Annotated in this window: 25 protein-coding genes; 14 read left to right on the top strand and 11 right to left on the bottom strand. The window is 65.8% G+C overall.

What is annotated here, in order from left to right; all coding sequences use genetic code 11:
* Nucleotides 1-115: 115 nt before the first annotated feature.
* The 6 genes from WKW82_RS23850 (at nucleotide 116) to WKW82_RS23875 (ending at nucleotide 5,167) form a co-directional block, all read left to right on the top strand.
* Nucleotides 116-1,333: an MFS transporter gene (locus WKW82_RS23850; protein WP_340344822.1), complete on the top strand. Its 1,218-nt coding sequence runs from the start codon at nucleotides 116-118 to the stop codon at nucleotides 1,331-1,333.
* Nucleotides 1,334-1,337: 4 nt separating this feature from the next.
* Nucleotides 1,338-1,478, top strand: a complete 141-nt coding sequence (locus tag WKW82_RS23855; RefSeq protein WP_340344823.1) for a hypothetical protein — start codon at nucleotides 1,338-1,340, stop codon at nucleotides 1,476-1,478.
* Nucleotides 1,479-1,483: 5 nt separating this feature from the next.
* Nucleotides 1,484-2,032 carry a class I SAM-dependent methyltransferase gene (locus tag WKW82_RS23860; RefSeq protein WP_340344861.1) on the top strand — a complete coding sequence of 183 codons (549 nt, stop codon included), beginning with the start codon at nucleotides 1,484-1,486 and terminating at the stop codon, nucleotides 2,030-2,032.
* Nucleotides 2,033-2,174: 142 nt separating this feature from the next.
* The gene (gene dapA, locus WKW82_RS23865) at nucleotides 2,175-3,062 is read left to right on the top strand and encodes a 4-hydroxy-tetrahydrodipicolinate synthase (protein WP_422823564.1); all 888 of its coding nucleotides are present in this window, start codon (nucleotides 2,175-2,177) and stop codon (nucleotides 3,060-3,062) included.
* Nucleotides 3,063-3,171: 109 nt separating this feature from the next.
* Complete coding sequence (gene bamC / locus WKW82_RS23870; RefSeq protein WP_340344824.1) at nucleotides 3,172-4,254, top strand: outer membrane protein assembly factor BamC; 1,083 nt, start codon at nucleotides 3,172-3,174, stop codon at nucleotides 4,252-4,254.
* A 136-nt stretch (nucleotides 4,255-4,390) separates the two neighbouring features.
* Entirely contained in the window at nucleotides 4,391-5,167 is a 777-nt protein-coding gene (locus WKW82_RS23875) for an MBL fold metallo-hydrolase (protein ID WP_340344825.1), read from the top strand.
* 70 nt (nucleotides 5,168-5,237) lie between these two features.
* Here the strand turns inward: WKW82_RS23875 and WKW82_RS23880 are convergent, their stop codons facing one another.
* The 3 genes from WKW82_RS23880 to WKW82_RS23890 form a co-directional block, all read right to left on the bottom strand.
* Complete coding sequence (locus tag WKW82_RS23880) at nucleotides 5,238-5,531, bottom strand: hypothetical protein (protein WP_340344826.1); 294 nt, start codon at nucleotides 5,529-5,531, stop codon at nucleotides 5,238-5,240.
* Between the two features lie 132 nt (nucleotides 5,532-5,663).
* Nucleotides 5,664-6,176, bottom strand: coding sequence for a hypothetical protein (locus WKW82_RS23885; RefSeq protein WP_340344827.1), 513 nt, complete (start codon nucleotides 6,174-6,176; stop codon nucleotides 5,664-5,666).
* 67 nt (nucleotides 6,177-6,243) lie between these two features.
* Entirely contained in the window at nucleotides 6,244-7,389 is a 1,146-nt protein-coding gene (locus WKW82_RS23890; protein WP_340344828.1) for a JmjC domain-containing protein, read from the bottom strand.
* Nucleotides 7,390-7,404: 15 nt separating this feature from the next.
* Between WKW82_RS23890 and WKW82_RS23895 the strand changes: the two genes are divergently transcribed.
* Nucleotides 7,405-7,929, top strand: coding sequence for an FKBP-type peptidyl-prolyl cis-trans isomerase (locus tag WKW82_RS23895; protein WP_340344829.1), 525 nt, complete (start codon nucleotides 7,405-7,407; stop codon nucleotides 7,927-7,929).
* 17 nt (nucleotides 7,930-7,946) lie between these two features.
* Here the strand turns inward: WKW82_RS23895 and WKW82_RS23900 are convergent, their stop codons facing one another.
* The 4 genes from WKW82_RS23900 to coaBC form a co-directional block, all read right to left on the bottom strand.
* A complete protein-coding gene (locus WKW82_RS23900; protein ID WP_340344830.1) occupies nucleotides 7,947-8,441 on the bottom strand; it encodes a hypothetical protein in 495 nt (164 codons plus the stop codon).
* A 188-nt stretch (nucleotides 8,442-8,629) separates the two neighbouring features.
* Nucleotides 8,630-9,076 carry a dUTP diphosphatase gene (gene dut, locus WKW82_RS23905; protein WP_340344831.1) on the bottom strand — a complete coding sequence of 149 codons (447 nt, stop codon included), beginning with the start codon at nucleotides 9,074-9,076 and terminating at the stop codon, nucleotides 8,630-8,632.
* Nucleotides 9,073-9,513, bottom strand: coding sequence for a hypothetical protein (locus tag WKW82_RS23910; protein WP_340344832.1), 441 nt, complete (start codon nucleotides 9,511-9,513; stop codon nucleotides 9,073-9,075). Before WKW82_RS23910 ends, dut begins: the two co-directional genes overlap by 4 nt.
* Nucleotides 9,510-10,736 (bottom strand): bifunctional phosphopantothenoylcysteine decarboxylase/phosphopantothenate--cysteine ligase CoaBC, encoded by a 1,227-nt coding sequence (coaBC, locus tag WKW82_RS23915; protein WP_340344833.1) that lies wholly within the window; start codon nucleotides 10,734-10,736, stop codon nucleotides 9,510-9,512. The genes WKW82_RS23910 and coaBC overlap by 4 nt, the downstream gene beginning before the upstream one ends.
* Before the next feature lie 219 nt (nucleotides 10,737-10,955).
* Here coaBC and WKW82_RS23920 point away from each other — a divergent pair, with 219 nt between their 5' ends.
* The 6 genes from WKW82_RS23920 to WKW82_RS23945 are packed head-to-tail and all read left to right on the top strand — an operon-like array spanning nucleotide 10,956 to nucleotide 16,114.
* Nucleotides 10,956-12,638, top strand: a complete 1,683-nt coding sequence (locus tag WKW82_RS23920) for a CTP synthase (protein ID WP_340344834.1) — start codon at nucleotides 10,956-10,958, stop codon at nucleotides 12,636-12,638.
* Between the two features lie 40 nt (nucleotides 12,639-12,678).
* Nucleotides 12,679-13,536: a 3-deoxy-8-phosphooctulonate synthase gene (gene kdsA / locus WKW82_RS23925; protein ID WP_340344835.1), complete on the top strand. Its 858-nt coding sequence runs from the start codon at nucleotides 12,679-12,681 to the stop codon at nucleotides 13,534-13,536.
* Nucleotides 13,537-13,549: 13 nt separating this feature from the next.
* Complete coding sequence (locus tag WKW82_RS23930; protein WP_340344836.1) at nucleotides 13,550-13,840, top strand: DUF1330 domain-containing protein; 291 nt, start codon at nucleotides 13,550-13,552, stop codon at nucleotides 13,838-13,840.
* 29 nt (nucleotides 13,841-13,869) lie between these two features.
* A complete protein-coding gene (gene eno / locus WKW82_RS23935) occupies nucleotides 13,870-15,153 on the top strand; it encodes a phosphopyruvate hydratase (protein WP_340344837.1) in 1,284 nt (427 codons plus the stop codon).
* A gap of 9 nt (nucleotides 15,154-15,162) precedes the next feature.
* Complete coding sequence (gene ftsB / locus WKW82_RS23940; protein ID WP_340344838.1) at nucleotides 15,163-15,441, top strand: cell division protein FtsB; 279 nt, start codon at nucleotides 15,163-15,165, stop codon at nucleotides 15,439-15,441.
* A gap of 1 nt (nucleotide 15,442) precedes the next feature.
* Nucleotides 15,443-16,114: an AAA family ATPase gene (locus WKW82_RS23945; protein ID WP_340344839.1), complete on the top strand. Its 672-nt coding sequence runs from the start codon at nucleotides 15,443-15,445 to the stop codon at nucleotides 16,112-16,114.
* 78 nt (nucleotides 16,115-16,192) lie between these two features.
* On the opposite strand, the gene hslO is transcribed toward WKW82_RS23945, so the two are convergent.
* The gene (hslO, locus tag WKW82_RS23950) at nucleotides 16,193-17,182 is read right to left on the bottom strand and encodes an Hsp33 family molecular chaperone HslO (RefSeq protein ID WP_340344840.1); all 990 of its coding nucleotides are present in this window, start codon (nucleotides 17,180-17,182) and stop codon (nucleotides 16,193-16,195) included.
* A 24-nt stretch (nucleotides 17,183-17,206) separates the two neighbouring features.
* A complete protein-coding gene (locus WKW82_RS23955) occupies nucleotides 17,207-17,731 on the bottom strand; it encodes a gamma carbonic anhydrase family protein (RefSeq protein ID WP_340344863.1) in 525 nt (174 codons plus the stop codon).
* Between the two features lie 39 nt (nucleotides 17,732-17,770).
* On the opposite strand from WKW82_RS23955, the gene WKW82_RS23960 reads away from it, so the two are divergent.
* On the top strand, nucleotides 17,771-18,577 hold the full coding sequence (locus tag WKW82_RS23960; RefSeq protein WP_340344841.1) for a ferritin-like domain-containing protein: 807 nt from the start codon (nucleotides 17,771-17,773) through the stop codon (nucleotides 18,575-18,577).
* Between the two features lie 177 nt (nucleotides 18,578-18,754).
* Here the strand turns inward: WKW82_RS23960 and WKW82_RS23965 are convergent, their stop codons facing one another.
* Nucleotides 18,755-19,225, bottom strand: a complete 471-nt coding sequence (locus WKW82_RS23965; protein WP_340344842.1) for a MaoC family dehydratase — start codon at nucleotides 19,223-19,225, stop codon at nucleotides 18,755-18,757.
* Nucleotides 19,226-19,267: 42 nt separating this feature from the next.
* Nucleotides 19,268-20,248 (bottom strand): Bug family tripartite tricarboxylate transporter substrate binding protein, encoded by a 981-nt coding sequence (locus WKW82_RS23970; protein ID WP_340344864.1) that lies wholly within the window; start codon nucleotides 20,246-20,248, stop codon nucleotides 19,268-19,270.
* Between the last annotated feature and the right edge of the window lie 85 nt (nucleotides 20,249-20,333).

The following is a 20,333-nucleotide window of genomic DNA, read 5'->3' on the forward strand; positions in this document are numbered from 1 at the left end:
GCGTCGCTCCCCTGGCGGGACATGCGCCAATCGCATCAATGGCCGGGCAATATTTCAACAATCCCGAATAGGCGCGCGCAAGAACGGTCACTGGCTTTTGGGTACATTGACCGGCATGCGCCCCTCCTCCCCCCAGCCCCTCAGCCTGAAGCAGGTGCTCCTGTGCGGCGCCATGATCGTCACCCTCTCGATGGGCATCCGCCACGGCTTCGGCCTCTGGCTGCAACCGATCACGCAGGCCCAGGACTGGTCGCGCCAGACCTTCTCCTTCGCCATCGCGATCCAGAACCTCTCATGGGGCGTGATGGGTGTCTTCGCGGGCATGCTGGCCGACAAGCTGGGCGCCTTCCGCGTGCTGCTGATCGGCACCGCCTGCTATGCGCTCGGCCTGGTCGGCATGGCGCTCTCGCCCACGCCCACCCTGTTCGCATTGACCGCCGGCGTGCTCATCGGCGCCGCGCAGGCCGGCACCACCTACGCGGTGATCTATGGCGTGATCGGCCGCCAGATCCCGGCCGAGCGGCGCTCATGGGCCATGGGCGTGGCCGCCGCGGCCGGTTCGTTCGGGCAATTCCTCATGGTGCCGATCGAGGGCCATCTGATCGCCAGCCTGGGCTGGCAGACCGCCCTGCTCGCATTGGCGGCAGTGGTGCTGCTGGTGGTGCCGCTGGCCTTCGGCCTGCGCGAGCCGGCTTCCACGACGGGTGGCAGCAGGCGTGAACAGACCATCGTCCAGGCCTTGGCCGAAGCCTTCAAGACGCCGAGCTTCAGCCTGCTGATGGCCGGCTATTTCGTCTGCGGCTTCCAGGTGGTGTTCATCGGCGTGCACATGCCGAGCTACCTGCGCGACAAGGGACTGTCCCCCGAAGTGGCCAGCTATGCGCTGGCGCTGATCGGCCTGTTCAACGTGTTCGGCACCTACGCCTCCGGCTCGCTGGGGCAGAAATTCGCCAAGCGCAAGATCCTCGCGGCGATCTACTTCGGCCGCGCCATCGCCATTGCCTTGTTCCTGATCGTGCCGATCTCGCCGCTGTCGGTGTACGTCTTCGCGGCCGTCATCGGCTTCCTGTGGCTCTCGACCGTGCCGGCGACCAATGCGCTGGTCGCGCAGATCTTCGGCGTGGCGCACCTGTCAATGCTCAGCGGCTTCATCTTCCTGGGTCACCAGGTCGGCTCCTTCCTCGGCGTGTGGCTGGGCGGCGCGCTGTACGACCGCACCGGCAGCTATGACATCGTCTGGTACATCTCGATCGCGCTCGGCGTGTTCGCCGCGCTCATCAACCTGCCGGTGAAGGAAAGCGCCATCGTGCGCGCCGTGCCGCAGCCTGCCTGAAATCATGACGAGCCAGACCCGCCATCGCATCCGTCGTGTCGCGACGTGGCTGGCCATCTGCATGGTGCTGGCACTCGTGTTCGCGCTCTACACCCGGCCCGGCTTCATGGTGACCCTCATCGACCAACTCTGGGCCTGCTTTTGAGCTCCCTGCATGGATCGGGCGCGCCGTCGCCATGGGTGGTGCGCTGGTCGCACCTTGTGCCGGAGGGCGGGAGCGTGCTCGACGTGGCCTGCGGTGCCGGTAGGCACATGCGCTGGTTTGCCGGGAGCGGCCATGTCGTCACCGGTGTGGACCGGTCGCCGGAAGCGATCGCTGCAGCCTCGTCCTTCGGCCGCGTCCTGCAAGCGGATATCGAAGACGGGCCATGGCCCTTCGGCGGCGATCAATTCGATGCCGTCGTCGTCACCAACTACCTCTGGCGCCCGCTCCTGCACCATATCGTGGCCGCCGTCGCGCCCGGCGGCGTGCTGCTTTACGAAACTTTTGCAGCCGGTAACGAAACCGTCGGCAAGCCATCGCGCCCGGATTTCCTGCTGCAGCCCGGCGAACTCCTTTCCGCCAGCGCAGGATTGCGCGTGATCGCCTACGAAGACGGGTTCCTGGACAGTCCCGCGCGATTCGTCCAGCGCATCGCGGCCGTGCGGCCGGCGGGCGCGTTGCCGCGCCACGCGCTTGAAAGCCCACCCGCGAATTAGTTGCCCCTTCGTGAGCACCCGCGGAACCTGCTTCGCCGCGCCGCTGGGTGCGCCCGTTGAGGGGGTGCACCGAAGCCTCTGCGGGGGTGGGACGTCTGATCAGTAGAATGGCTGCTTTTCGGCCCGAACAAAGAGAACCCCCTTGGATCCACTGACTGGCAGCATCGTCGCGCTCGTCACGCCGATGCATGACGACGGCAGCGTCGACTATCCCGCATTGCGCCGCCTGATCGACTGGCACATCGCCGAAGGCACGGACTGCCTTGGCGTCGTCGGCACCACCGGCGAATCGCCGACGGTCGATGTCGAAGAGCATTGCGAAATCATCCGCGTTTCCGTCGAGCAAGCCAAGGGCCGCGTGCCCGTCATGGCCGGCTGTGGCGCGAATTCCACGAAGGAAGCGATCGAGCTTGCCAAGTTCGCCAAGGGCGTGGGCGCGGACTCGCAACTCCAGGTCGTGCCCTACTACAACAAGCCGACGCAAGAAGGCCAGTACCAGCACTTCAAGGCCATCGCCGAAGCCGTGGGCGACCTGCCCACCGTGCTCTACAACGTGCCGGGCCGCAGCGTCGCCGATATGGCGCACGACACCGTGCTTCGCCTCGCACAAGTGCCCGGCATCATCGGCATCAAGGAAGCCACCGGCAACATCGAGCGGGCCCAATGGCTCATTCGCGACCTGCCGAAGGACTTCGCCGTCTACTCGGGCGACGACCCGACCGCCGTCGCCCTCATGCTGTGCGGCGGCCAGGGCAACATCAGCGTCACGGCCAACGTGGCGCCGCGCAAGATGCACGAGCTGTGCGTGGCCGCTCTGGCCGGCGACGTGGCCACCGCCATGCGCATCCAGTTCGAACTGATGCCGCTGCACCGCAACCTCTTCATCGAGCCCAACCCCATTCCCGTGAAGTGGGCCATGGCGCGCATGGGCCTGTGCGGAGACGCGCTGCGCCTGCCCCTGACCGGTCTCAGCGAAGCAGCCCAACCCGTCGTGCTGGCCGCCCTCAAGGCCACCGGCCTGCTCCACTGACGCCTGCCCGATGCGCATTCGCGCATGCAACCTTTTTGCCGACTTGCCACTCACAACCTGCGGCGCCGCATGCGTCCATTGAATTGCGATATCCAGAAGGAAGACGACGTTGAACCACATTTCGCGACTTGCATTGCTCGGACTCGTCACGAGCCTTGCGGCCTGCTCGGTCCTCGAGCCTGACAAGATTGACTACAAGAGCGCCGGCAAGGCCCCGACCCTCGAAGTCCCACCCGACCTGACCCAGCTCTCGCGCGACAACCGCTACGCCCTCCCCGGCGCACCGGTCTCGGCCAATTCGTACCAGGCTGGGATCGCCAATGCGCCGAGCCTGCCAACCGCAGTGTCGAATATCGGCGACGTGCGCCTGGAGCGCGCCGGCAACGAACGTTGGATCGTCGTGAGCCGACCCGCCGACCAGCTGTGGGAACCTGTTCGCGACTTCTGGCAGGAAAGCGGCTTCCTGTTGACCACCGAGCAGCGCAACCTCGGCATCATGGAAACCGACTGGGCCGAGAACCGCGCCAAACTGCCGCAGGACATCATCCGCGGCACCATCGGCAAGCTGATGGACTCGGTGTACTCCACCGGCGAACTCGACCGCTTCCGCACGCGCATGGAACGCACGCCCAACGGCACCGAGATCTACATCACCCACCGCGGCATGGAAGAGGTGTACAGCACCGCCCGCAAGGACTCGACCATCTGGCAGCCGCGCAAGCCTGATCCGGACCTGGAAGCCGAATTCCTGCGCCGCCTGATGGTCAAGCTCGGCGTGTCGCAAGAACAGTCGAAGGCCCTGGTGGCTGCCGGTCCGGTGGTGCAGACCTCCAAGGTCAGCACCGTCGACGGCCAACCCGTTGTGCAGATCAACGAAGGCTTCGAACGCGCATGGCGCCGTGTCGGCCTGGCGCTGGACCGCACCGGCTTCACCGTGGAAGACCGCGACCGCGCGGCCGGCACGTACTTCGTGCGCTACGTGCCGCCGAATGCGAACAAGGACCCCGGCTTCATCGCCCGCATGCTCACGCTCGGCCAGGCCGGCAAATCCGATCCGCCGATCAAGTACCGCATCCAGGTCAAGAGCCAGGGTGAAGCCACCACCGTCGCGGTGCTCAACGACAAGGGCGCGCCCGAGACCTCGGCGAATGCGCAGCGCATCGTGAAGGTCATCGCTGACGACCTCAAGTGATGTGAAGTGAAGAGCACCCCCGAATGCGCCAGCGGCGCCAACCTGCAAGGGGGCGAACCCGCCGGCCCGGCAAAGCCGGTTCCGCAGGTGCCGACGAATGGGCATCGCTGCCTCTGGTCAGCGGCGGTCGCGCTCGATGCTCCGCTTCCGCAGCCTCGGTAGCGGCAGCACCGGCAACGCCACGTTGGTGGAAGCGACCAGCGCGGGCCGCACCACCCGACTGCTGGTGGATTGCGGCTTCGGGCTCAAGCAGCTGGAGAAGCGCTTGGCCACCGCCGGGCGGACCATCGGCCAACTCGATGCAGTCTTCGTCACACACGAGCATGGCGACCACATCGGCTGCGCGCACATGCTGGCGCGCCGCCATCGAATCCCGGTGTGGATGAGCGAGGGCACGTGGCTCGCCACCGGCGGGCGCGACTTCGAAGGCATGCTGCATCTGGCCCGCGACGGCGCTGACATCACCATCGGCGACCTCTCGCTGCACCCCTTCACCGTCCCACACGACGCGCGCGAGCCGCTCCAGTTGGTCTGCACCGATGGTGCGCGCCGCTTCGGCGTGCTGACCGACCTGGGCCACGTCACGCCCTACGTACTGGCCCAACTGGCCGGGCTCGACGCACTGCTGCTCGAATGCAACCATGACAGCGACCTGCTCGCGCAGTCGAGCTATCCCGCCTTCCTGAAGCATCGCGTGGGCGGCAACTATGGACACCTCTCGAACACTGCTGCCGCGGACATCGCAAGCAACGTGTTGCATGCCGGGCTACGGCATGTTGTGGCGGCTCACCTCAGCGAACAGAACAACCGCCCCGACATCGTGCGACAGGTACTCGCCCAGGCCCTGGGCGCGGCCGAGCAGGACATGCTCACGGCCGACGCTGCAACCGGTTCGCCCTGGCTCGACGTGTAGGCCACCGTTCGTTCACCCCACAAAAAAGCCACCCTCGCGGATGGCTTGTTCAGATCGGGGCTGGAGGGGCTTACTTCGGGGCGTCCTTGGGCTTGTTCGGATCCTCGGCGGCTGCAGGCGCGGGCGCTGGGGCCTCCGCGGCTGGCGCTGCCGCAGGAGGCGCGGCTGCCGGTGCATCGGCCGCAGGCGCGGCGGGAGCCGGAGCCGGCGCTTCCGCAGCAGGGGCTGGTGCGGGCGGCGGGGCAGGCGGTGTCACGACCACAGGTGGCGGCGTCACGACAGCCGGCGCCGGTTCCTCCTTCTTGCCGCACGCACTCAGTGCTGTCACAGCGGCCAATGAGGCGAGCAAGACGGTCTTTTTCATGAAGACTCCTTTGGATGGGATAGGACAAAAATTGTAGTACTCCATCCTGACGGGATGCTGCGGCCCGGAGCAATTCGCGGCATTGACTGACACCGCGCGGCAGGCGAATGAAAACCAAAGCATTCATTCACGTCAAAGACCCAATGCAAATGCCGGGAACGCCGGTCGCCCATGTCGCAGGCTTTCATCGATGGCTTCCCGCACCGCACGGCGCCGCTCCGGCTGCGCCGTGCATATCCCCCGGGCATGGTCGATGTCGATACGGTGCAGGCACCAGGAGGGCGTCCAGATCGCGCTGGGGACCGTCGGCAGCCCCGGCCCCCCGCAGGCCCGGCAATCGGTGATGTGGCTCCACATCTGGCGCCAGCGAACAAAACGGGCATGCTCGCGTTCGAAGACCTTGAAGTGTTCCGCCACCATCACCAGGCTGCGCCCTGCCGCGGCCCAGGCCTGCAAGGATTCGATGCTGGCACGCTCGCCCAGCGGCCAATCTTCGAAGTCGATGTCGCTGAAGACGATCTCGCGCCAGTTCTGTCGGGCGGCTTCTGCCATCGCCATCTTGAGAAGCGAGCGAAAAGCCTCGCGGCCCTCGAACGGACCGATGGGCAGCACAGCCATCGCGTTGTGCTCGGGTCGCCGTGGCATTGCCGTCTCGACGCGATCCCCTGCCGCAGCAGCGGACGGCCCGGGGACAGCCCGGCCTTGGGGGCTCTCAGTTGGCGGCATGCAGCCATCCTGCTTCGCGCCAATCCTCCAGCAAGGCCAGGGCGTCGTCGCTCGCTCGCGTCAGGTCCGCGGGTTCGAGCGCGCGGCGATCGGCCAGGCGCCGCATCAAGCTCGCGTCACGGCCCGCGGCCCGAAAGCTTTCTCCGTTGATGTAGAGATGGCGCGCGTCATAAAGCATCCGGCTGCGGCGGTCGAGCGCAACGCCGCGCGTCACGTCGTTGGCCTCGCTGGCTTCGAACCAGACCTTGGCCTTCGGCTCGGTCATCGATTCGCCCAACGCGCGATCGATCGCATCGGGATCTCGCCGCAGGCCGGCCAGCACCGCCTCCAATGCGAACGCCTGCAACGCGGACGGCATCTCGGCGGGCCGCTCGACCGCGGGCTGCTGCGGGTCGCGGTAGCGCGGCGGCGCCCTTCGATCCGGGTCTTCGAGTTCATCCGCCTGGGCTTCGGCAATGCGCACCAGCAGGTCCGCGGCCAGTTCGTCGGCAGCAGGCGTGCGCAGGCCGATCGAACATGTCATGCAGTCGCCACCGACCGCCACGCCGTCGTGCGCATAGCGCGGGGGCAGGTACAACATGTCGCCGGGATCCAGCACGAAAGTCTGCTCCGGCTCGAAGCGCTCGAGGATCTTGAGCGGCACGTTCTTCTGCAACACCAGGTCGCGCTGCCGGCCGATCGACCAGCGGCGCTGGCCCGAGGCTTGCAAGAGGAACACGTCGTAGCTGTCGAAATGCGGCCCGACGCCGCCCTGGTCGCTGGCGTAGCTGATCATCAGGTCGTCAAGCCGCGCATCGGGGAGAAAGCGGAACTGCCGCAGCAGTGCATGGACCCCGTCATGGTGCGTGTCGACACCCTGCACCAGCAGCGTCCATGCGGCCTGCGTCGCTGCCGGAATGGCCCGGCGCGCGAAGGGTCCGTGGCGCAGGGTCCAGACCTTGTCCGCATGGCGGATGAGTCGCGATTCGACATCGTCGCGCGCGGCCAGTTCGAACAACGCGGCACGGGAGATCGGCGGCACCATGCCCGGTACCGCCTGCCGCACCAACAGCGGCTTCTTTTGCCAATGCCGTCGCATGAACTGCGCGGCGCTCAGTCCGCCCAGCAGGGCGAGGGGTATGTTGATCTCCATGGGAGAATTATCGCGATGGAAATCTCTGAACAATGCGTGGTCGGCCTGACGTGGACGCTGAAAGACACACTCGGCGAAGTCTTGGACGTCCTCGACGAGCCGGTCGAATTTCTCGTCGGTGGCGACGACCTGTTCGCCGCGATCGAGGCCGCGCTGCAGGGCCATGAACCCGGCGCCAGGGTGCAATTGCAGCTTGAACCCGAGCAAGGTTTCGGCGACTTCAACGACCAGCTTCTGTTCCTGGAGCCGCGCACGCTGTTCCCGGAAGGCACCGAGGAAGGCATGACCTTCGACGGCGCCGCGCTACCGGCAGGCGTGAACCCGGACATGCCGCGCGACGTGCTCTACACGGTGAGCGAGGTCTACCCCGAGCACTTGGTGCTGGATGGCAACCATCCACTGGCGGGCATCGCGATCCGGCTCGACATCACGGTGCGTTCCGTGCGCGAAGCCACCGAGGAAGAGATTGGCCGCGGCACTGCGGGCACCGGCTTCTTCAAGGTGCCATCGATGGCACCGGGCAACGACTTGCTGCACTGAGCTTCAGGCGGTCTGACTCAGAAGCGGGAGATCCGTCCGCTGTCGATGCGCACGCGATCACCGATGCGCAGATCGCCAGGATTGGGCACATCGAACGCGCGATAACCGCCGTTCTCTGTCTGGATCGAAACGCGATAGCTCTCATACACGCGCGGTCCGTTGTTCTGCGCCTCGATGCTGTTGCCCAGCAACGCGCCACCGATCAGGCCCAGGGCGGTCGCCGCGGCCCGGCCGCTCCCGTGGCCGAACTGGTTGCCGACCGCGCCTCCGATCAGGCCTCCTGCCACAGCGCCGCCGCCCCCCGTACCGGTGCCGGGGCGCTCAGTGCGCAGCACCTCGATGTTGGCGATGCGGCCGTATTCGGTGTACGGCGCCGGTTGCGCCGGATAAGCCACCTGCGGCTGGTAGCGGTAGCGGTTGGTCGTGTAGGGCGCGGGCGCCACACAGGCCGAGAGCGTGGCAACCGCCAGCACCGATGCGGCAAGGGAAACCATACGCGGAAGCTTTTTCATGATCGACTATTCCAAGAGACCGAGACTCGACTGGCACTGAGATACACGGACATCCAACGCACCCCTGCGCGTTCGGATGACGAGTATTCGTAGGAGCGCACCGTTATTCCACGGTTCCGCGCTTTACGCACCAGATGCAATTCGAATTCGAACGCGTGGTTGAGTGCGGTCCACGGCCAATTCCAGGTTCAGTGCTTCCCGGTCGACCCGTAGCCACCCTCGCCGCGGTCCGATCGCTCGAACTCGCTCACCACGTTGAATTGCGCCTGCACCACCGGCACGATCATGAGTTGCGCCAACCGCTCCATCGGTTGCAATACGAAAGAGGTATTGCTGCGGTTCCAGGCGCTCACCTTGAGCTCGCCCTGGTAGTCGCTGTCGATCAGGCCGACCAGGTTGCCCAGCACGATGCCGTGCTTGTGGCCCAAGCCCGACCGCGGCAGGATCAGCGCCGCATAGCCCGGATCGGCCAGGTGGATCGAGATGCCGGTGCCGATCAGCTGCCAGCCGTTGGGCTCCAGCGTGACCGGTGCATCGAGGCATGCGCGCAGGTCCAGCCCGGCGCTGCCGGGGGTTGCGTAGGCGGGGAGTTGATCCGCCATGCGCGCATCGAGAATTCGTACGTCCACTTTCACTTGCTGCGTCTTTCCGTTTGTTGTCTTGCAACTTGTTCGAGCCATTCGCGCCAGTTGGCCACGCCCGGAGGCAGGAACCGGCGACGCAGGCTGTGCGCCGCCCAGAGCCCGCCGACGAACACCAGGGTCAGCACCGGCACCGGAGCGCCCACGGCCATCAGCGCGAGCAGTAGTACCAGCCAGGCGATGGCCAGTCCCTTGGCCACCGTCAACCTGATCTGGTCTGCCGTGGGCGACGGAACCGCGCCCGGCGACGGAATGGTGGCCGGCAGCCGATGGGAGGCGCCGGCTCGCGGCGCATCCGACGGCGTCATGCCGACATCGAGCACATGCTCGTTCTCGGCCGGGGGTCGCTTGGGCTTGGCTGCCTCAGCTGCCAACCGTTCGACCAGGCGCGCGAAATCACCGTTGGGTGGCGTGTTCCATTGCGGGTTCATGGCGGTCTCCGTTCAGGCAGGCGCGCGGCGATTTCAGCCACCAGTTGACGCGCCAGCGCCAGCTTGGTGGCCCGCGGCAGCTCGCGCACGCCGTTCGCATCGACCAGCAACAGGCTGTTGTGGTCCTGCCCGAAAGTCAGCGGGCCGATATTGCCCACCAGCAGCGGAATGCCCTTGCGCTCGCGCTTGGCACTGGCATGGGCCACGAGGTTCTCGCTCTCGGCCGCAAAGCCGACGCAGAACAGCGCGCCACCCTGTGCGCGCGGACTCTTGGACACGGTGGCCAGGATGTCCGGGTTCTCGACGAAGTGCAGCACCGGCGGCAGGCCGCTGCCGTCCTTCTTGATCTTCTGGTCGCTGTGCGAGGCCGGGCGCCAGTCGGCGACGGCGGCCGTGGCGATGAAGATCGTCGCGTCCTGCGCGTTGCTGACCGTGCTCTCGAGCATGTCTTGCGCGGACAGCACGTCGACGCGCCGCACGCCGCGCGGTGTCTGCTGGTTGACCGGTCCGGCGATCAGCGTGACCTCGGCGCCGGCCTCTCGCGCCGCCCGCGCGATGGCAAAGCCCATCTTGCCGGACGAATGGTTGGTAATGCCGCGGATGGGATCGAGCGCCTCGAAGGTCGGCCCCGCCGTGACCAGCACGCGTTGACCGGCCAGCACCTTCGGCTGGAAGAAGGCGATGACGTCCTCGAGCAACTGGATCGGCTCCAGCATGCGGCCGTCGCCGGTCTCGCCACAGGCTTGGTCGCCCGTTCCCACGCCGAGCGCGATCGCGCCATCGGCCTGCACCTGCGCCAGGTTGCGCTGCGTGGCGGGGTGCGACCACATTTCCCGATTCATCGCCGGCGCCAGAAGCAGCGGCACACTGTCACGCGGGCGCGCCAGGCACAGCAGGCTCAGCAATTCATCGGCCCGCCCCTGCACCAGGCGCGCGATGAAATCGGCGCTGCAAGGGGCCAGCAGGATCGCGTCGGCCTCGCGGCTCAAGTTGATGTGCGGCATGTTGTTGGGCTCGCGCGTGTCCCATTGCGAGCCATAGACCGGGCGACCGGAGAGCGCCTGCATCGTGACCGGCGTGATGAACTGTTCCGCCGCCTCGGTCATCACCACCTGCACGGTTGCGCCTGACTTGATCAGCAATCGGCATAGCTCCGCCGACTTGTAGCAGGCAATGCCGCCAGTGAGGCCCAGGACGATGTGTTTGCCAGCGAGATCTTGCATATGCGCGGAAGTGTAATGACGTGTGCGCTGCGACGCGCCTCGCAGGCTGTGCCGCGGAAGGCGCCATTGCAGAAACACCGCGGAACCGCCTTTGCCGGGCCGCTGGTGTTGCCCCCAGCAGGGGGTTTGGGGCAGCGATTCGAAGAGACGCGGAGCCTGGGGGCGAGTCAATTACAATCTCAATTTCCCACTGCCCGGACCTTCGCGTCCGGTAATGGCATGACCAAATTTGTCTTCGTCACCGGCGGTGTGGTGTCTTCCCTCGGCAAGGGAATCGCCTCCGCCTCGCTCGCCGCGCTCCTCGAATCGCGCGGCCTCCAAGTCACCCTCATCAAGCTTGATCCGTACATCAATGTCGATCCCGGCACGATGTCGCCGTTCCAGCACGGCGAGGTGTTCGTCACCGATGACGGCGCCGAGACCGACCTCGACCTCGGCCACTACGAGCGCTTCATCAACACGCGCATGCGGCGCGCCAACAACTTCACCACCGGCCAGATCTACAAGACCGTGCTCGAGAAGGAGCGCCGCGGCGACTACCTCGGCAAGACGGTGCAGGTGATCCCGCACATCACCAACGAGATCCAGGAATACGTCAAGCGCGGCGCCGGCATCGGCACCTCGCACGAGGTCGACGTGGCCATCGTGGAAATCGGCGGCACGGTCGGTGACATCGAGTCGCTGCCCTTCCTCGAAGCGGTGCGCCAGATGAGCCTGCGCATGGGGCCGAACAACTCGGCCTTCGTCCATCTTTCGTATGTGCCGTGGATCGCCGCGGCCGGCGAACTCAAGACCAAGCCGACGCAGCACACCGCCAAGGAACTGCGCGCCATCGGCATCCAGGCTGATGCCCTGCTCTGCCGCGCCGACCGCCCGATCCCGGACGACGAGCGCAGCAAGATCTCGCTGTTCTCGAACGTGCCCGAATGGGGCGTGATCTCGATGTGGGACGTGGACACGATCTACAAGGTGCCGCGCATGCTGCACGAGCAGGGACTGGACGGCCTGATCTGCGACAAGCTGCGCATCAACACGCCGCCGGCCAAGCTCAAGCGCTGGGACGACCTGGTCTACGAGGTCGAGCATCCGCAGAACGAAGTCACCATCGCGATGGTCGGCAAGTACGTCGAACTGTCGGACAGCTACAAGTCGCTGAACGAAGCGCTGCGCCACGCCGGCATGAAGAACCATGCCAAGGTGAAGATCGAGTACATCGACTCGGAAACCATCACGCCGCAGGACGTGTCGCGCCTCGGAAAATACGACGCGGTGCTGGTTCCGGGCGGCTTCGGCCAGCGCGGCGTGGAGGGCAAGATCTCGGCGGCCAGGTTCGCACGTGAATCCGGCGTGCCTTACCTTGGCATCTGCCTCGGCATGCAGGTCGCGACCATCGAATACGCGCGCAACGTCGCAGGCCTCAAGAATGCCAACAGCACCGAATTCGATCCCCACACACCCTGCCCCGTGATCGCGCTGATCACCGAGTGGAAGGACAACGACGGCACCGTCAAGACCCGCACCGAGAAGTCCGACCTCGGCGGCACCATGCGCCTGGGCGCCCAAAGCTCCGACGTGGCGCCGGGCACCCTGGCCCACAGCATCTACGGCGACGTGGTCACCGAGCGCCATCGCCATCGCTACGAAGCCAACGTCAACTACCTGGACCAGCTGCGCGATGCCGGCCTGGTGATCTCTGCGCTGACGCAACGCGAGCACCTGACCGAGATCGTCGAACTGCCGAAGGAAACCCACCCCTGGTACATGGGCGTGCAGTTCCACCCCGAGTTCAAGTCGACGCCGTGGGGCGGCCACCCGCTGTTCAACGCGTTCATCAAGGCCGCGCTCGCGCACCAGGCGCAAGGCGAAGGCAGCAAGCCGATCATGAAGGTGGTGGCAGCATGAGCGGCGCGGGATCGCGCCAAGTGGCTAGCGTGGGGGTCGCATGAAGCTTTGTGGATTCGATATCGGCTTGGACAGGCCCTTCTTCCTGATTGCAGGTCCCTGCGTGATCGAATCCGATCAGCTGCAGATGGACACCGCCGGCACGCTGAAGGAGATCACGTCCAGCCTCGGCATCCCGTTCATCTTCAAGAGCAGTTTCGACAAGGCGAACCGCTCGTCGGGCACGACCTTTCGGGGCCCGGGCCGCGAGAAGGGGCTGGAGATCCTGGCCAAGGTGAAGCGTGAACTGGGCGTGCCGGTCCTGACCGACGTGCACACGGAAGAAGACATCACCGAGGCCGCCAAGGTGGTCGACGTGCTGCAGACGCCCGCCTTCCTGTGCCGCCAGACCGACTTCATCCGCGCCGTGGCGCAGTCGGGCAAGCCGGTCAACATCAAGAAGGGCCAGTTCCTCGCGCCGCACGACATGAAGAACGTGATCGACAAGGCGCGTGCGGCTGCCAAGGAAAAGGGGTTGGAAGAAGACAACTTCCTGGCCTGCGAACGCGGCGCGAGCTTCGGCTACAACAACCTGGTCTCGGACATGCGCTCGCTCTCGATCATGCGTGAGACCGGTGCACCGGTAGTGTTCGATGCGACGCACTCGGTGCAGCTTCCGGGCGGCCAGGGCACGAGTTCCGGCGGCCAGCGCGAGATGGTGCCGGTGCTGGCGCGGGCGGCACTCGCCGTGGGCGTGGCAGGTGTGTTCATGGAAACGCACCCCGACCCGGCCAAGGCCATGAGCGACGGCCCCAACGCCGTGCCGCTCAAGCACATGAAGGCACTGCTCGAGACGCTCCTCGCGCTCGATGCGATCACCAAGAAGAATGGCTACCTGGAAGACAGGTTCCAAGCCTGAACCCGGAGACAGCATGAGTTCTGGTTACGTCATCGCCTACGTCGAAGTCACCAACCCGACGCAGTACGAGGAATACAAGAAGTGGTCGACCATCGCCATGCAGGCGCATGGCGTCGAGGTCTGCGTGCGTGGCGGCGAGGTCCACAAGCTCGAAGGCGACTGGTCGCCCACGCGCGTGATCGTGCTGAAGTTTCCGAGCTTCGAGCAAGCCAAGGCCTTTCACGACTCACCTGAATACCGCAAGGCGCGCGAGGCGCGTGCCGGCGCAGCGATCATGAACATGATTGCCGTCGAAGGTCTGTAAGAATCAAGTTCTCAAACAAAGGGTAAACAATGAGTGCAATCGTTGACATCGTTGGCCGCGAGATTCTCGACAGCCGAGGCAACCCCACCGTCGAATGCGACGTGCTGCTGGAAAGCGGCACCATGGGCCGCGCAGCAGTGCCGTCCGGCGCATCGACCGGTTCGCGCGAAGCGATCGAGCTGCGCGACGGCGACAAGAGCCGCTACCTCGGCAAGGGCGTGCTGAAGGCCGTCGAGAACATCAACACCGAAATTTCCGAAGCCGTGCTCGGCCTCGACGCCAGCGAGCAGGCCTTCCTGGACCGCACGCTGAACGATCTGGACGGCACCGATAACAAGGCCCGCCTGGGCGCGAACGCCACGCTGGCCGTGTCGATGGCCGTGGCGCGTGCCGCGGCCGAGGAGTCGGGCCTGCCGCTGTATCGCTACTTCGGCGGCATGGGCGGCATGGAATTGCCCGTGCCGATGATGAACGTCATCAACGGCGGCGCGCATGCCAACAACAGCCTGGACCTGCAGGAATTCATGATCATCCCCGTGGGCGCAAAGAGCTTCCGCGAGGCCGTGCGCTATGGCGCTGAGACATTCCATGCGCTGAAGAAGATCCTGCACGACCGCGGCATCAGCACGGCGGTGGGCGACGAAGGCGGATTCGCGCCCAGCGTCGAGAGCCATGAAGCAGCGATCCAGCTGATCCTGGAAGCGATCGACAAGGCCGGCTATGTGGCCGGCGAACAGATTGCGCTGGGCCTGGACTGCGCCGCCAGCGAGTTCTACAAGGACGGCAAGTACGTGCTGTCGGGCGAGAACCTCACGCTGACGGCCGAAGGCTGGACCGACATGCTTGCGACCTGGGTCGACAAGTACCCGATCATCAGCATCGAGGACGGCATGCATGAAGGCGACTGGGACGGCTGGAAGCACCTGACCGAACGCCTGGGCAAGCGCGTGCAATTGGTGGGCGACGACCTGTTCGTGACCAACACGAAGATCCTCCGCGAAGGCATCGACAAGGGCATCGCCAACTCGATCCTCATCAAGATCAACCAGATCGGCACGCTGACCGAAACCTTCGCCGCCATCGAGATGGCCAAGCGCGCGGGCTACACCGCCGTGATCTCGCACCGCTCTGGCGAAACCGAGGACTCGACCATCGCCGACATCGCGGTGGGCACCAACGCCGGCCAGATCAAGACCGGCTCGCTGTCGCGCTCGGACCGCATCGCCAAGTACAACCAGTTGCTGCGGATTGAAGAAGACCTCGGCGACGTCGCCACCTACCCTGGCCGTTCGGCGTTCTACAACCTTCGCTGAAACCGCCCCATGCGCTCCCGCGTCGTCGTTCCCATCGTGCTTGTGCTGCTGCTGGTGTTCCTGCAATGGCAGTTATGGAACGGCCGCGGCAGCGTGCGCAGCGTGGCCCAGCTCGAGGACAAGCTGGCGACCCAGAAGGCGGCCAACGCCAAGGCGGTCGTCATCAACGACCGGCTCACGGCCGAGGTGCGCGACCTGCGCGAAGGGCTCGAGATGGTCGAGGAGCGCGCACGGCAGGAGCTCGGCATGGTGAAGCCGAACGAAGTCTTCGTCCAGATCACGCGCTGACATGACCCCCTCGCTTCCGGCCGGCAGCGTGATCGCGCTGGTGGGCGCGGAGAGCACCGGCAAGACCGAACTCGCGCAGGCGCTTGCATTGCGGCTGCAGCAGCGCGGTGTTGCGAGCACATGGGTTCCGGAATACTTGCGTGAATGGTGCGTGCGGGAAGGCCGCGCACCTCGGCGTGAAGAACAGCAGGCCATTGCGGACGAACAGACGCGCCGCATCAACGAGGCCGCACGCAACGGTGTGGCAGTGGCCGATACCACCGCGCTGTCGGTGGCCGTCTACAGCGACACAGTGTTCGCCGACACCTCGCTCTACCCCGGCGCAGTAGCCGTGCAATGCCGCTACACGATCACGCTGCTGACCGCGCTCGACCTGCCCTGGATCGACGATGGCTTGCAGCGCGAAGGGCCGCACGTACGCGAGCCTTTCGATGGGCGACTACGCAGCGCATTGGCCGGTGCTGGCATTGGCTACGCGGTCGTGCACGGCACCGGCGCGCAACGACTGACCAGTGCGTGGAACGCGATCAATGCGGTGGCTTCACGCGAGCGCCCTACCGGAGCCCCGGTGCGACGCGGCGCCGCATCCGGGTGGCAATGGCCTTGCGATAAATGCTCCGATCCTTCCTGCGAGCACCGGCTGTTCAGTGACCTCGTTGCAGGACGGTCATAGCGGACCGCTGAGCTTGTCCGCGGTGAAGGAACGTGCCCGAGGACGCGGCAGTCTGCGCAGGAGGGGCTCAGCGCCGCCCTACTGAACGACCGCCGTCCCCGGCGGCTGGTCGCCCCGCGACTTGAAGATCTGCGCCGCATCAACCGCATCGAAGCGGTATTGCTTGCCGCAGAAGTCGCAGCCCACCTCGATGTCGCCGCGCTCGGCCAGGATCTCTTCCGCCTCCACGATGCCCAGCCCGCGGATCATCCCGGCCACGCGATCGCGGCTGCAGGTGCATGCGAAGTGCGGCCCGAGCAAGCCGGCCTGCGGCTCGAAGCGCAGCACCTTCTCTTCCCAGAACAGCCGATGCAGGATCGTGTCGACGTCGAGCGTCAGCAGTTCGTCGCGCGTCAGGCTCGAGGCCAGGATCGAGATGCGGTTGTAGTCCTCGTTGAGGCCGATTTGGTCCTGGTGCGCTTCGGCGATGCCGCTGCGCAGCAGGTTGGCCTCGCCCTTCACCGGCAGGCGCTGGATCAGCAAGCCGGCTGCCACATTCTCATCGGCTGCCAGCACCAGCGTGGTGTCGAGCTGCTCGCTCTTGAGCATGTAGTGCTGGAGCACGTCGCTGAGCTTGTCGAACTTGTTGTTGTGGTCGTCCACCAGCGGCACCACGCCCTGGTAAGGCTGCTGCCCGGGCACCTTGTCCTTGGGGTCCAGCGTGATCGCGCAACGGCCCTTGCCGTGCACGTTGACCATCTCCGACAGGTGCGCATTGTCCGAAATGTCGCCCATCACCTTGGCGGTGGAGCGCAGGCTCAGGTCGGCCTGCACCTCGGCCACGGCGATCTTCACCGGGCCGTCGCCAAAGACCTGCAGGATCAGCGCGCCGTTGAACTTGATGTTGGCCTGGATCAGCGTGGCCGCGGCCGTCATCTCGCCAAGTAACTCCACGACCGGAGGCGGATAGGCGCCAGTGGCGGTATTCGATGCGCGCCGCGCCAGGATTTCGGTCCAGGGCTGCGTGAGGCGCACGATCATCCCGCGCACGGGCATTCCGTCAAACAAGAACTTGTGGAGCTCGCTCAAAAACATTCCCTTCGATCGCCTTGGTCAGGCGATTTTCTTGAGGCCCTTCGCGAAGCGATGGCCGTTGTGGACATAGTGCTCGGCGCTTTGCCGGAGCTTGGCGGCGGCCGCATCGTCGAGCGTGCGGACCGCCTTGGCAGGCGAGCCGATGATCAGCGAGTTGTCCGGGAATTCCTTGCCCTCGGTCACCACGCTGCCGGCGCCGACGATGCAATTGCGGCCGATCTTCGCGTTATTCAAGATGACCGACTGGATGCCGATCAGCGAGTTGTCGCCGATCGTGCAGCCATGCAGCATCACCTGGTGGCCGACGGTGACGTTCTCGCCGATGTTCAGCGGACAACCGAGGTCGGCATGCAGCACCGACAGGTCCTGCACATTCGAGTTGCGGCCGATGGACAGTGTCGCGGTGTCGCCGCGAACCACGGCGCCGAACCAGACGCTGGCGTTGTCCGCGAGCTTGACGTCGCCGATCACCTGCGCGGAATCGGCGACCCATGCGCCCTCGCCAAGTTGCGGCGCCACGCCATCGAGTTCATAAATCGCCATCGTCAGGGTCTCCAGGGGGCAAAAACTAGAATTGTAGGGATGCACCATCGCCTGAGCGCCCTCGCCGCGCTGCGCATCGAGGATCCCGAACAAAAAGTGGCTGCGGCGCGCGCGGCGGCGGCGCTGGCGGCTGTGCATCCGATCGCGTCCGATGAACTGCGCGGCGTGGTCGACGAGAGCGGCGTGCCAGGGCGGCCGGCGCGTCCGGTCCGGGTGACGGCCACCGCCGTGCCGCAACGCTCGCCTTTCACGGATGAGGGCCGCGCGGCACTGATCCACTCCATCTGCCACATCGAGTTCAACGCCATCAACCTCGCGCTCGATGCGGTCTGGCGCTTCGGCGGCATGCCCGAGGCGTACTACCGCGACTGGTGGCGCGTCGCCGACGAAGAGGCGCAGCACTTCACGCTGCTACACGTGCACCTGCGCGGCATGGGATGGCAGTACGGCGACTTCCCTGCGCACGACGGCCTGTGGACCATGTGCGAGAAAACGAAGGACGACGTGACGGCGCGCATGGCGCTGGTGCCTCGCACACTGGAGGCACGCGGCCTCGACGCGACGCCACTGATCCAGGCCAAGCTGGCGCGCATCGGCACGCCCGATGCCGTGGCGGCCAGCGCCATCCTCGACATCATCCTGCGTGACGAGATCGGCCACGTGGCCATCGGCAACCGCTGGTATCGCTGGCTGTGCGAGCGCGACGGGCTGGACCCGATCGCGCACTACCGCGTGCTGTATCGCCGCCATGAAGCGCCGCGGCTGCGACCGCCCTTCAACCTCGATGCCCGCTCGCGCGCCGGGTTCACCGACGAGGAACTGGGCGCGCTGTCGAGAGCCGACTGAGCCAGTTCAAGTCGCCGGGAATACGGGAGCGGACAGCCGGACGCAGAGGACGCAAAGGTTCCGCGAAGGACGCAAAAGAAGACAAGGAAAAAGCAGAAGACTTCTTTGGTTTTCTCTTGCGACTTTTGCGAAACTTTCGCGACTTCTGCGTTCGGCCGCCCGATCCCGATCACGCCTTCAATCGACCCGAGCGCCACCCTGGGGCCGACGCATCACCACCAGCTTCGGCAGGAAGTGCTGCAGCACCTCGCCCCGCTGGTTGCGCGTCTCGCAACGCATCGTCACCATGCCGCGGTCGGGCCTGGAGCGCGATGGCACGATCTCCATCACCTCCGTTTCGACACGTAGCACATCGCCTGGCCGCGTGGGATGGGGCCAGCTGAGTTGACCGCCCGCGCCGATGATGCCGTCGGCCAGCGGCAGGCCGCTGGTCACGAGCAGGCGCATGGTGATCGCGGCGGTGTGCCATCCGCTGGCCGCCAGGCCGCCGAAGAAGCTGTTCTTCGCGGCCTCTTCGTCGGTGTGGAAAAGCTGCGGGTCGAACAGCTTGGCAAAGGCCTTGATCTGCTCCGCGTCGATCTCATGCCCTTCGCTCGCGAAACGATCGCCGACCTTCAGATCGTCGAGGTACAGCGTCTTGTCGGCCATTGGCTTGCTCCGGTGGGATGGTTGGAGCGCCCATGATGCCGCCTATTCCGCCTTGATGTTCGACGCCTTGATGATGCGGCCGTTGCTTTCGTACTCGGACGCGATGGCCTTCGCGAAGTCGCCCGCGCTGCGGGTCGTCGGCACGTTGTCCGTCGCCAGAAGCTTGCTGCGCAACTCGGGGCTTTCCAGCGCCTTGTTGATCTCGGCGTTGTAGCGATCGACCAGCACGCTCGGCGTACGGGCTGGCGCGAACACGCCGAACAGCGACGAGAGGTTCGCTGTCTCGAATCCGAGTTCACCCAGTGTCGGCACGGCGGGCAAGCTCTCGAGCCGGGCCGGCGCGCCCACGGCGAGCGGCCGCATCTTGCCACTCTGGATGTGCGCCGTGAGCGTCGGACCGGCATTGGTCGACAGGATCTCGAACTGCCCGCTCAATGCGTCGGTCATTTGCTGGCCACCACCCTTGTACGGAATGTGCGTGACGTCGATGCCTGCGTTCGCACGCAACTGCGCCAGCACGATGTGGCCCAGCGATCCCAGGCCGGAGGTGGCCCAGCGAATGGCGCCGGGCCTGGCTTTCGCCTCGGCGAGGAGTGCCTTGAAGTCGCTGGCCGATTCCGCAGGCGTGGCCAGCAGCAGCACCGGCGAATACATCACGCTCGCCACCGGCACGATGTCCTTCAGCGGATCGAAGGGCGATTTCGCAAGGTGCGGATTCAACACCAGGGGACTCACTGCGGCAAAGCACAACGTGGCGCCGTTGGGTGCCGACCTGGCCACCGCATCCATGCCGATGCTGCCGCTGGCGCCGGACTTGTTCTCGATGACCACCGTCGTGCCAAGCTGCGCCGCGAGCTTCTCGCCCAGCGCGCGCGCCACGTTGTCGCTGACACCGCCCGCCGGATAGGCCACGACGATGCGAAGGAGCTTGGGAGTGGCCTGGGCACGGGCACGCGCACTCCAGAGCGCTGACGCCGCCAGCGATGTTGCCGCGAAGTCACGGCGGGACAATTTCAGGTCCATCATGAAAGCCCCTCCCGCAGCAGTTCCCCGCTGAGTTGCAACTACCCGCGAATCAAACCCTGCAAGCATAGCGAAGCCTGTTCGG

The sequence above is a fragment of the Variovorax rhizosphaerae genome (assembly GCF_037889975.1).
Lineage (GTDB): Bacteria > Pseudomonadota > Gammaproteobacteria > Burkholderiales > Burkholderiaceae_C > Variovorax > Variovorax rhizosphaerae.